General features: G+C 41.9%; 7 protein-coding genes and 1 pseudogene. 3 read left to right on the forward strand and 5 right to left on the reverse strand.

Annotated features, from left to right (window positions below; all coding sequences use genetic code 11):
• The first annotated feature begins 288 nt into the window (after positions 1–288).
• Positions 289–1,750: pseudogene (gene gatA, locus NSTCB13_RS12965) on the forward strand (Asp-tRNA(Asn)/Glu-tRNA(Gln) amidotransferase subunit GatA).
• A 172-nt stretch (positions 1,751–1,922) separates the two neighbouring features.
• Here the strand turns inward: gatA and NSTCB13_RS12970 are convergent.
• The 4 genes from NSTCB13_RS12970 to NSTCB13_RS12985 all read right to left on the reverse strand — a co-directional run bounded on the left by NSTCB13_RS12970 (position 1,923) and on the right by NSTCB13_RS12985 (position 8,540).
• Positions 1,923–2,384 (reverse strand): helix-turn-helix domain-containing protein, encoded by a 462-nt coding sequence (locus NSTCB13_RS12970; RefSeq protein WP_448265088.1) that lies wholly within the window; start codon positions 2,382–2,384, stop codon positions 1,923–1,925.
• Between the two features lie 294 nt (positions 2,385–2,678).
• The gene (locus NSTCB13_RS12975) at positions 2,679–6,797 is read right to left on the reverse strand and encodes a Calx-beta domain-containing protein (RefSeq protein ID WP_448272615.1); all 4,119 of its coding nucleotides are present in this window, start codon (positions 6,795–6,797) and stop codon (positions 2,679–2,681) included.
• A 277-nt stretch (positions 6,798–7,074) separates the two neighbouring features.
• Complete coding sequence (locus NSTCB13_RS12980) at positions 7,075–8,151, reverse strand: DUF4347 domain-containing protein (RefSeq protein ID WP_448272616.1); 1,077 nt, start codon at positions 8,149–8,151, stop codon at positions 7,075–7,077.
• A gap of 218 nt (positions 8,152–8,369) precedes the next feature.
• Positions 8,370–8,540 carry a hypothetical protein gene (locus NSTCB13_RS12985; RefSeq protein ID WP_448265090.1) on the reverse strand — a complete coding sequence of 57 codons (171 nt, stop codon included), beginning with the start codon at positions 8,538–8,540 and terminating at the stop codon, positions 8,370–8,372.
• A 120-nt stretch (positions 8,541–8,660) separates the two neighbouring features.
• On the opposite strand from NSTCB13_RS12985, the gene NSTCB13_RS12990 reads away from it, so the two are divergent.
• On the forward strand, positions 8,661–9,788 hold the full coding sequence (locus NSTCB13_RS12990; protein WP_448272617.1) for an acyltransferase family protein: 1,128 nt from the start codon (positions 8,661–8,663) through the stop codon (positions 9,786–9,788).
• 264 nt (positions 9,789–10,052) lie between these two features.
• Positions 10,053–10,757 (forward strand): CAP domain-containing protein, encoded by a 705-nt coding sequence (locus tag NSTCB13_RS12995; RefSeq protein WP_445628187.1) that lies wholly within the window; start codon positions 10,053–10,055, stop codon positions 10,755–10,757.
• A 348-nt stretch (positions 10,758–11,105) separates the two neighbouring features.
• On the opposite strand, the gene NSTCB13_RS13000 is transcribed toward NSTCB13_RS12995, so the two are convergent.
• On the reverse strand, positions 11,106–12,488 hold the full coding sequence (locus NSTCB13_RS13000) for a carotenoid oxygenase family protein (RefSeq protein WP_445628186.1): 1,383 nt from the start codon (positions 12,486–12,488) through the stop codon (positions 11,106–11,108).
• Positions 12,489–12,595 lie beyond the last annotated feature (107 nt).

Genomic DNA, 12,595 nt, shown 5'->3' on the forward strand with positions numbered 1-12,595 from the left:
ATATTAATCCGCTTAGTCAGATGAATGGGGAATGGCAAGCAGAGGAGAATAAGCAATAGACCTCTTGGCATTTGTACCTTTTGCACTCTTGTAGGGAAAGGGGGAAAGGTTAAAGGTAGGGAAAGGGGGAAAGGTTAAAGGGAAATGTTAATTCTATCCCTTTCCTGTTTACCCTTTACCCCTTTCCCTTTACCCAACTTCTGCAAGAAGTCTAATGCCCAATAACCAATACCCAATTTTGACCAATATGTACTAGAATCAATGACTTGAGTCACAAAGAGAGCAATCATGGCATCCATCCGCGAGTTGCACCAACAGCTAGTTAAAAAAGAACGTTCTGCCGTTGAAATTACCCAAGAAGCTTTAGAGCGCATTCAAGCGTTAGAGCCGAAATTGCACAGCTTTTTATGTGTCACGGCAAATCGGGCATTAGAGCAGGCGGGTGCTGTGGATGCAAAAATTGCCGCAGGAGAAGAAATTGGGCTGCTAGCGGGCATTCCTGTGGGTATAAAGGACAATATGTGTACCAAGGGGATTCCTACCACCTGCGCCTCTCGGATTTTAGAAAATTTTGTACCGCCTTATGAATCAACAGCGACGCAAAAATTGGCAGATGCTGGGGCGGTAATGGTAGGTAAAACCAACTTGGATGAGTTTGCAATGGGTAGTTCCACTGAAAACTCTGCTTATCAAGTCACGGCTAATCCTTGGGATTTGTCACGAGTTCCAGGTGGTTCTTCTGGGGGGGTCGGCGGCGGCGGTGGCGGCTCAAGAATGTGTAGTTGCTCTCGGTTCTGATACTGGCGGTTCGATTCGCCAACCTGCGTCTTTCTGCGGTGTGGTGGGAATGAAACCAACTTATGGTTTGGTTTCCCGTTATGGCTTGGTAGCTTACGCTTCGTCTTTGGATCAAATTGGGCCATTTGGAAATACGGTAGAAGATGCGGCAATATTATTAGGTGCGATCGCAGGTTACGATCCCAAAGACTCTACCAGCCTGAAAGTTCCCATTCCCAACTATGCTGCTAGCTTAAAACCAAACTTCAAACCCAGAGGTCAGCTAAGAATTGGTATCATTAAAGAAACTTTTGGTGAAGGTTTAGACTCTGTTGTGGAACAAGCTGTTACCAAAGCAGTAGATCAACTACAAAGTTTGGGAGCCGAAATTCATATAATTTCCTGTCCCCGCTTTCGCTATGGCTTACCCACCTACTACATCATCGCCCCATCAGAAGCATCAGCAAACCTGGCTCGTTACGATGGCGTTAAATATGGGTATCGCGCTCCTGATGCAGATAATCTGTTATCAATGTATACTCGTACCCGTGCCGCTGGTTTTGGCACAGAAGTCAAACGCCGGATTATGATTGGCACTTACGCTCTTTCGGCTGGCTATTATGACGCTTACTATCTGAAAGCGCAAAAAGTCCGTACTTTAATTAAGCAAGACTTTGAAAAGGCTTTTGGCGCGGTTGATGTGTTAGTTTGTCCCACATCTCCCACTACAGCATTTAAAGCAGGGGAAAAAACTACTGACCCCTTGAGTATGTATTTAAATGACTTAATGACTATTCCTGTAAATCTTGCTGGTTTACCTAGTTTGAGTTTGCCATGTGGTTTTGACGAGCAAGGGCTACCGATAGGATTACAGCTAATTGGCAATGTGCTACGAGAAGACCAACTGTTTCAGGTAGCTTACGCTTATGAACAATCTACCGCTTGGCATCTGCGTAAACCTCAAATATCTTGAAAATTGTCATTTGTCGCTTGTACTGAGTTTCGACTGCGCTCAACTACCGCGTAGTCTTTGGCGCAGCCTCTCGTAGAGAAGTATTGGTCATTTGTCATTGGTTATTAATTCTTTTTTTTGACTCGGTACAGACGCGATTAATCGCGTCTTTCCGCTCCCTCTATGTTTTTGGTCATTTGTTAGTCTGATTACTGACTATTGACTGTTGATTATTATTTTCTGAAGTCAGGGATTCAGCTGTCAGTTGTGGATTTAGTATATGAAGAAGACCAGCAGATGCACCAACCAATAATAAAATATAGGTCAGAACAAGAGGTATGTATGTATTTTGTTTATTGTCTGAGTGGTGAGCATTTTTAGAATCTTTACAGACAACATTGGTTATAAGGCTGTACGATAAAGCATTTCCATCTAGCCCTAAAGCATCTCCATAACGACGGATGAATCCTTGGAGAAAAATCGGCTCAGGCAATTCTTCAAATCGATCTTCTTCTAACGCTTGCAAAATACCTACTCGAAGCATTGTCTGAGAGGCTATTTCTTCTATGCGGATAGATTTTTCTTGTCTTACTTGTCGCAAGCGTGTGGTTATTTCCTTTAGTTGCTCTACTTGAGCTTCATTTAAGAGCGTCACAGTCTTCTCCTGTATGGGCTAATTCTACTATTCATTGAGAAGACTTCGATCCGCATACGTAATTTTACTGAATATTTGATTTTCGGATAAATTTTTTTGATAATGGCTTAATCCTGGATTTTAAAATGCTAGTCGAACTTTAACTACGTATATTTTTAGTTATATTTAATACTTTAATCTATAAAAATTTGGGCGGATAAATCAAAAAAATGTAATTTATAGCACAAGTATTTACCCACGGCTACTCTGGGCTGGGATAATTGCAGCGATCGCTAATGTTCTGTTCAATAACGATTAGTCATCATTCTTGATTGTGCCAACTCCTTGGTTATTATTAAATGTGGCATTTGCTGCACCATAGATATTGACAAAAAATGTTTCATTGGATTCAACTTTATTATCACCTCTGACGCCAATACTAATAACTTTGCTAGTTTCGCCAGGGTTGAAAACAATTGTCCCTAAACCAAAATTATAATCCGAGTCAGATTCTTTAGCGGTACCATCACTCGTACTGTAATTTACGGCTATCGGTTGATAGAATTCATTTGAGAGAGTGACGACAAAATTAGCATTAGTTGTCATTCCTGTTGTGCCTTCTTTGACTGATACATCTGCAATGCTGATGGCTGGGGGTTGATCGTCATTTATGATAGTAGCCACTCCCAAGCTATCAGTAATCGTGGTGTTTGTAGCACCGAAAAGATTGACAGAAAATGTCTCGTTGGTTTCAGCTTTGTTATCACCTATGACACCAATAGCAATAGTTTTGGTGGTTTCGCCAGGATTGAAAACGATTGTCCCGGAAGCAGGGTTGTAATCAGAGTCAGAAACTTTAGCAGTGCCATCACTAGTGTTGTAATTTACAGTAACCTGCTGTAAACTCGCTGCGGAGAGAGTGACGATAAAGTTAGCATTAGTTGTTGTGCCTGTGTTACCTTCAGCAATTGAGACATCGGAGATACTGACAGTTGTTGGGTTGTCATCATCAATGATGGTAGCCACTCCTAAATTATCTGCGATCGTGCCATTTGTCGCGCCTGAAAGATTGACAGAAAATGTTTCGTTGGCTTCAGTTTGGTTATCGCCTAAAACACCAATGCTAAGAGTTTTGCTAGTTTCACCAGGAGCGAAAATAATTGTTCCTGAATCATAATTGTAATCAGAGTTAGAAACTTGAGCAGTGCCATCAGTGGTGTTGTAATTTACAGTAACCTGCTGATAACTAGGATTAGAAAGACTGATAGTAAAGTTAGCATTACTTGTTGTGCCTGTATTGCCTTCAGAAACTGAGACATCCGAAATGCTGATAGTTGGTTGGTTATCATCGTTGATAATAGTACCAACTCCCAAGCTATCAGTAATTGCGGCATTTATCGCACCCAAAAGATTGACAGAAAATGTCTCGGCAGTTTCAAATTTGTTATCGCCTACAACACCAACGCTAAGGGTTTTACTGGTTTCGCCAGGATTGAAAGTAATAGTTCCAGAAGCAGAGTTGTAATCAGAGTCAGCAACTTGAGCAGTGCCATCAGTGGTATTGTAATTTACAGTAATCTGTTGAGAACTAGGATTAGAAAGACTGATAATAAAGTTAGCATTACTTGTTGTGCCTGTGTTGCCTTCAGAAACTGAAACATCCGAAATGTTGATAGTTGGTTGGTTATCATCGTTGATAATAGTACCAACTCCTAAACTATCTGCGATCGCGGCATTTGTTGCAGCCGAAAGATTAACAGAGAATGTCTCGTCAGTTTCAGTTTGGTTATCGCCGATGACGCCAATACTAATAACTTTGCTCGTTTCCCCAGGATTGAAAGTAATAGTTCCAGAAGCAGAGTTGTAATCAGAGTCAGCAACTTGAGCAGTACCATCAGTGGTGTTGTAATTTACAGTAATCTGTTGAGAACTAGGATTAGAAAGACTGATAGTAAAGTTAGCATTACTTGTTGTGCCTGTATTGCCTTCAGTAACTGAGACATCTGAGATACTGATAGTCGGTTGGTTGTCATCATCAATGATGTTAGCCACTCCTAAACTATCTACGATCGCGGCATTTGTTGCACCCAAAAGATTAACAGAAAATGTCTCGTTGGTTTCAGCTTTGTTATCACCGATGACACCAATGCTAATAACTTTGCTCGTTTCCCCAGGATTGAAAGTAATAGTTCCAGAAGCAGAGTTGTAATCAGAGTCAGCAACTTGAGCAGTGCCATCAGTGGTGTTGTAATTTACAGTAATTTGCTGATAACTGGCATTGGAGAGAGTGACAATAAAGTTGGCATTAGTTGTTGTGCCTATATTGCCTTCAGAAACTGAGACATCTGAGATGCTGATAGTTGGTTGGTTATCATCGTTGATAATAGTACCAACTCCCAAGCTATCAGTAATTGCGGCATTTGTCGCACCCAAAAGATTGACAGAAAATGTCTCGTCGGTTTCAAATTTGTTATCGCCTACAACACCAACGCTAAGGGTTTTGCTGGTTTCGCCAGGATTGAAAGTAATAGTTCCAGAAGCAGAGTTGTAATCAGAGTCAGCAACTTGAGCAGTGCCATCAGTGGTGTTGTAATTTACAGTAATCTGCTGATAACTAGGATTAGAAAGACTGACAATAAAATTGGCATTAGTTGTTGCACCTGTGTTGCCTTCAGCAACAGAGATATCCGAGATGCTGATAGTTGGTTGGCTATCATCGTTGATGATGTTTTCTGTAGCCGAACTGTTAGTAATTGTGGAATTTGGCGCTCCAGTTATGAGACTGGGGTTACTCAGAATAACAGTAATGTCTTCATTGAGTTCAAATGTGTTGTCACCCAAAACATCGGCTGTAATTGTCTTTGTGGTTTCCCCAACAGCGAAGCTTAAAGTTCCAGATGTAGCAGTTCCTCCACCCGTAACTTGAATATTGTTATAGTCACTGCCAAAAGTTGCCGCACCGTTAAAAGCATAATTTACAGTACTAGCCACGCCAATACCACCACTGCGAGTAACTGTGAAGGTAACAGCTTGAGTACCGCTATTACCTTCAGTTAAAGTTGAGGTGGGAGTAGAAATTGCGTATTGAATCGCATCATTAGCAGCAATAGTTAGAGTAGTTTCAGTTATTGTCCCCAAATCAGCTCCTGTTAGCGTGCCGAAGTTGAGTACAACTGTTTCTGCATTCTCAGGTAAATCGTCTGGGTTTATAGTAAAAGTAATTAGCTGTGTTAAATTTGCGCCTGTTGCCCCAGCAGTAAAGGAGATGGTAGCGGGGGAGAAAGTGTAATCGTTGCCATTAGTAGCCGTGCTATTGTTTTTAACGACAATAGGAACTGTGACAGCGGTTTCAGGAGAGGCATCTAAGGTAACAGAAATAGTTACTGTAGTGGCGGTACTATCTTCTGTTGTATTGTACGTAGCAGCACCAAAGTTGACTTTTGGAAGTACATATTCAAATGCTCCAATATCAATTCTCCCGCTTTCAATACGGTTAAAATCCGTGCCACGCTGATCCGTAGTTAAGCCACCATTGTAAGCGGGATCGCCAGCATTCCTGGCAGGGCTGCTAAAGTATAAAGCATGAGTTTGTGTAGAACCACCGTAATCTCCTAGCGGTTTGAGTCCGGGATTGGGGTTAATAATATCTGTACCCGTGCCCAGAGTCCCGGATGATTTACCAGCAAGATTGCCAATCAAGTTGTAAGCATTACCATTGAAGTTGATCCCAGAGATATCTGGCGCTTGATTACCTCGGTCAATATTGCCAGCAATGATGCTATTGCTGATGCTTACCGTACCGCCAGACCTAAAAATGCCGCCACCATTACCTGTGCCATTGTTATCACTATCAGCAGTGTTCTCAAAAATAGTGCTATTACTCACCGTGGCATTGCTGGTGTAGATGCCACCACCAGAATTTTTTGCTGTATTGCTAGAAATAGTGCTATTGCTTATGGTGAGAAGAGTACTGTTGAAAATACCACCGCCGTTATCGTTGGCAGTGTTGCCGGAAAAAGTACTATTGCTAATAGTGGTATTGCTACTGTAGATGCCGCCGCCCCTGTTGCTCGCGGTGTTGCCAGAAAGAGTACTATTGCTGACTGTCGCACTAGTGGTACTGTAGATACCACCACCGTTACTGTTGGCGGTGTTGCCAGAAATGATACTATTGCTAATAGTGGTATTGGTACTGTAAATGCCACCGCCGCTACTGTTGGCGGTGTTGCCAGAAATGATACTATTGCTGACTGTAACAGTATTGGTACTGTAAATGCCGCCACCATTGTTATTGCCTGCATTTCCCCCAGTTATATGTAACCCATCAATTAAGAGGGATGCACTGGCATTAAAAATACGGGAAGCATTGTTACCACTAATGACGAGTTTATTAGCCCCAGTTCCTTGAATTATGACTCCTTCGGTAATATTCAATTCCCCAGAAGTGAGGGTAATAGTGTCGGGGGTCGCATCACCAAATATCCCAGTCGTATCAAAGACGATTGTCTCAATCCCTGGATCGTTATTGGCATTGATAATAGCTTGCCTTAACGAGCCAGCACCGCTATCATTGATGTTAGTTACTACATAAGTAGTGTTATTTAGTTTGACAGATACATCGTCAATCGCTAAACCATGATCGTTGCTTCCATCATCTATGTCTTCCCAACGTAATATAATCTCTTCACCGTTAGCGATTGGGGTAGGTAGGTTAAATATTACAGGTGCTATGACAATTCGATTGACACTTTGATTGCCATCTATGGCACCTGTGGTTGCAGTTGCAATTGGCCCGGTGAAATCTAGCGATGTGACAGGGGGTCCATGTTCCTGTTGTCAAACTTGTGAGAGTTGACCCAGTTTGATAACTAAATTTCAGCTGTTGCGGCGATGTATTACCACCATTACGCCATTGCTCACCCGTGTAACCTACTTGCAAGTTAGTAATTGTTGAACCTGTGTTGTTTTGGAGGCGCAACCCATAATAAATAGTCCCTGTAGTACCAGAAGCTACAGAACCAAGTGCCCGGTCTGCATTATTAGCACTACCAAAACTGTACAATCCACCTGTGTTATTACTGCCAGTACCAGTGATGTAATTTGTTCTTGTGGAATACCATCCTGAAATAGTTGAATCATTAGTCCAAGCAATAGATGTTCCAGAAGCAGCTAATGTGTTGAAGTTTTGAGAGTATGTGCCAGTAAAACTAGCCGGCAAAATCGATTGGTAAGCCTGTATTACTTCAGGTTTAAATGCCAGGGAAGCTTCAATTTTCCCTGTTTTCACTTCTAAATCCCAGTCGCCACCTAAAGCTGCACTTCCGGTTTTGTTAGTAGAAGCGGCAACGTCTGCTCCAGTAATTTGGCTAATCTGCTGTACAAATTTTGTGCCTTCACCACTGGCTACATCACAGCCATAAATTAGGATGTCAGCTTTATCAGTTAAAGCAGTTGCCCACTTTTGTAACTGATTTTTGTAGCTATCCAGATTGCTAAGGTTGAAGTTAATCGATCCTAGCTGCAAACTCCCCACACTTCCGTGGGAAACAATGTGAATTGATTGAACTGAATTGGATTCACGTTTTGCTAGAAACTCGGTAATTTGTGCTAAACCGTCTCTATTGGCATCAAGAATAACAACTTCACTGCCAAGTGTAATACCAGCCACCAAGCTTTGGTAATCTATAACTTTTGGATCTATAAAGACAATATTTGTGCTTGCATCTATTAATTTGATCGTAGACTTATTTCTAGTTTTAGGGTGATGATTTTCTGGCACTTTTATCATAATTATTCCTTAAATATAATTTATTAGCTTTAGCTTAGTAAGATTTAGCGTGCATAACAAAATAGAAAGTGAATGACTCTGCATTCGCTTTCATTTCCAAATGAAATCGGTAATTACTTTTATTTAATGAGACAAAACCGCAATATTTTTAGTTGTTATATAAGCACGCCTTGAATAAAGTTAGCTGTTTTTTCGTCACAGCTTTTGTTTATAGCAATTTATACTAAGTCTAGTGACAATACAACTGCATTTTCACTTAAATAACGATTGATTGATTGAAATTTGAGTATATCTAGCTTTATTAACAGTTCTGGTACTACCAATCCTTTTTGAATAGCTAAACTAAAACTGTGGTCTAGGTGCGATCGCGTACTTCTAGTTTCATACAAGATAGTATGGGCAGGAACCTTGATGAAAAACTATATTTGGTAAGTAAACCTATAAATTTTGCTTGCTTACCTGCATCAAGCGGAGTACTTTAGATACTCATGTAACATAAAATTCCGCTTATGCGCCTGACTTCACTGGATGTTTTTCGCGGCATTACCATCGCTGGAATGATTCTCGTTAATATGGCGGGTGTCGCAGATGACGTATATCCTCCCTTAGCCCACGCCGATTGGCACGGCTGCACACCAACGGACTTGGTATTTCCTTTCTTTCTCTTCATTGTCGGTGTAGCAATGACTTTCTCGCTGTCAAAATACAGCGAAAACAATAAACCAACCTCAGCTGTTTACTGGCGGATATTGCGCCGCGCCGCTATTCTCTTTGCCTTGGGATTACTACTAAATGGCTTTTGGAATCAAGGTATTTGGACTTTTGATTTCAGTAGTATCCGCATTATGGGAGTATTGCAGCGCATCAGCCTTACCTATCTGCTGGCTTCCCTAGCTGTTCTCAACCTTCCACGCAAAGGTCAATGGATACTAGCAGCAGTGCTACTCATTGGCTACTGGCTAACGATGATGTATACAGCAGTGCCAGAATTTGGTGCAGGAGTTTTGACGCGAGAGGGTAATTTTGGCGCTTATATTGACCGCCTGATTATTCCTAAAGCACATTTATATAAGGGTGATGGTTTCAACTTTATGGGAGATCCAGAAGGACTTTTCAGTACTATTCCCGCGATAGTAAGTGTCCTTGCTGGCTACTTCACAGGTCAATGGATACGCAGTCAACCTGTACAGTCACGCACAAGTATCGGTTTAGGATTATTTGGAGTCGGTTGCTTAATTATCGGTTGGATATGGGGGTGGACATTTCCAATTAACAAAAAGCTGTGGACAAGTTCTTATGTAGTATTTACAACAGGTTGGGCGTTACTATTACTAGCAGCTTGTTATGAACTTATCGAAGTACGGCTGATGCGTCGCTGGAGTAAACCTTTTGAAATTATGGGCTTAAATGCAATCGCTCTTTTCGTTGCATCGGTTTTGTTAATTAAAATTTTAGTCAAAACCACTGTTGGCACTGGCAAAGACGCTCCTAGTACCTACAATTGGATTTACCAGAATTTTTTCGCATCTTGGGCGGGTGTGCTGAATGGTTCCTTGTTCTTTGCTTTAGTCACCGTGTTGTTGTGGTGGGCTGTTGGTTTTCTGATGTATCGGCAACGCTGGTTTCTGAAAGTGTAAAAAAGATTTTTGTTATTATTTACGTTTTAGTGTTTTCAATGTTACAACAGGTGTTAAGTGATGGATTGTAACACTTTAGGAACAAAGGCAATCGTAACTTTATCAATATTATTGGCGCGTTAATCTGCGCTTTCTTTAGCAAACTTACTTAAGCCCTGATATCGTTTCTCACGGCAGAAGCGTATACAGACTTATCTGTGCGTTGAAAATTCATATTTCTTCTAATTCACTAAATTAATCCATAGAAAAATTGTGAGGTAATCGATGCGTCGCATGAATTTTTGGGTATTTTTGCCAATTACCTTGGTATTGGGCTGCTCAAATCAACTGCTTCAATCTAACCCGTCTATAGCCAAGCCTAACCCAGCAGTAGTTAAACAAAGTAGTCCAACTTTATTAGCAAAGGCGAGTTACCTTTCACCCTTGGAACAACAGGTAATTGTTGAAACCAATAAGGTAAGAACAAATCCTAAAGCATACCTCCCGATTTTGGAAAACTATAGAAAGCGCTTTGAGGGGAACCGAGTCAAAATTTCTAATAATACTTATCTACGAACTCAAGAAGGAGTCAAAGCAGTTGACGAAGCGATCGCATTTCTCAAATCAGCACGTCCTGTAGGAACCTTGAGTGTATCTAAGGGTATGTCTTTAGGAGCAAAAGATCACGTAAAAGACCAAGGCCCAAAAGGTGCTTTAGGTCATGATGGTAGCGATGGTAGCAACCCTTTTACTCGCATTAACCGCTATGGGAAATGGCAAACAACCGCAGGTGAAAATATCAGTTATGGGCCAAACAGCGCTCAAGATATCGTCATGCAGTTAATTATCGATGATGGTGTGAGCGATCGCGGCCATCGAAAAAACATTTTTAATGGTGCTTTTAAGGTCTCTGGTGTTGCTTATGGAACTCACAAATTATATAGAACAATCTGCGTGATTGACTACGCTGGCGGATATAGGGAAAAATAATTTGCGGGGGAGTTCATATAAGCCCAGAATCCTAGTGTAGAGACGCGATCAATCGCGTCTTGAAAGACCAATTATTTACACTAATAACCCTTAACCCAAGCGTATTGGGAATTAATACTTCTTGGGTTTTGGGGAAAAGGGAAAGAAAAAACCTTTAACCCTTACCCTTTACCCCAAACTAGATTCCGAGTTAAAAATGCACAAAGTGAGAAGTATTGTATTGGGGATAACCTGGCGATTAGAAATCATGTTTACACAAGCCAAGTCCGCCTGCGCTGACTCAAAGAATTTGAAACCCGCCTAAGCGGGTTTTGTCTGTGTAAACAAGGTTTCTAACTGCCCATTTAGCTATTTTGCAGCAAACCAAGCACCATGAAAGCCATAAGGCACTCTCTGAGGAATTATCACCCGCGCTACAGGTTCAGCTGTTATATCTTGGGCATTCACTACTACTAATTCTGAAGTATCTGAACCCTCATCATGGACGAAAGTCATCAGCCAACCATCATCCTCAGCCGTTGCACCAGGACGCGGTGCAAACACAGTTTCACCGTTATAGCGCCCCTGCCCAAATTCATGTATTTGGGATTTTCCACTATTGAAGTCGTATTTGATGATACCGTCAAATAAAGGTACGGGACTGTTTACCGCTTTGTTAGTGTAGCCATATCGATTTTGTCGCCCCAATTGGTTTTCGTTGACGCGGGGAAATTCCGAAGCTACATCATCCAACATCTCTTCACGCACTGAACCAGTGTTAAGGTTAAATCGCCAGCGATGCAAACGAGGAATATTTGCGTTTGGATCGGGTTGCGAATCATCAGAACTCAAAACAGTTGTAGAACTCATGCGACAGGCGATTAGCACTACTTCGTCTCCCTCTTCGTAAGCGTTGAGGGTATGGAAGACGTAGCAAGAGGGACTTTCAAACCAGCGGATATTACTGTTGTCACCGTGACGTGGTAAAATGCCAAAACGACTGGGGCGATCGCGCTCAAACATCATTACAGGTTCTCCCCGTTGCGCTCTTTCAGGGTTAAAAGTCAGCGGCAAATCCATGAAAATTGTGTAGTTTTCCGTGATGGCAAAATCGTGCATCATCACGCCTATTGGCAGTTCAATTGGCACTGTCCGCAACAGTTCGCCTTCTGCTGAGACCACACTATATTGCAGGTATGGTGGCGCAAACAGAGAATAGCCAAAGAAGATCATTTCCCCTGTAACGGGGTCTACCTTGGGATGGGCTGTGAAGGCAGAAACCAGTTTACCATTGTAGGTGTACTCGCCAATGGTTTCTAATTCAGGCAGCTTGATGGCGTGAGGTTTACCCCCTTCATTCAGCGCCAACATTTGACCAGCGTGCCACACTAAGGCAGTATTGGCAGTATTTTTGTAGCGGCCGTGGGGATTATCCATCTGTGGTGGTTCTAACAATCCACTCCAGATAGCTTTACCCGCTTCTCGTTCTTTTTTCCATCCGAAAGTCTGGACGTAGCGGTTACGATAAGTGGCTATGCCGTTGCTAATTTGCACACCATGCAACATCCCATCTCCATCAAACCAATGATATTGACCGATAGGCGTCCATTGAGGGTTAGGGCCATTCCGCACAAACATCCCTGATAAGTCAGGGGGTAATTCACCGATGACTGCCAATTTGTCGGTGGTGATTTCTTCATGGACTGGAGCAAAATTGCCATCGAGATAGGGATTGACTGCTATTGTTACCATTGTCTTGATTTAAGCGTACATTTGTACTGTACATTCTGGTTTGTCATTATGCCCACATGGAAATTTTGAGGGCGTTGTGGAATTTTTGCAATCGGTCTACAAATTAA

The organism is Nostoc sp. DSM 114160 (assembly GCF_053470305.1).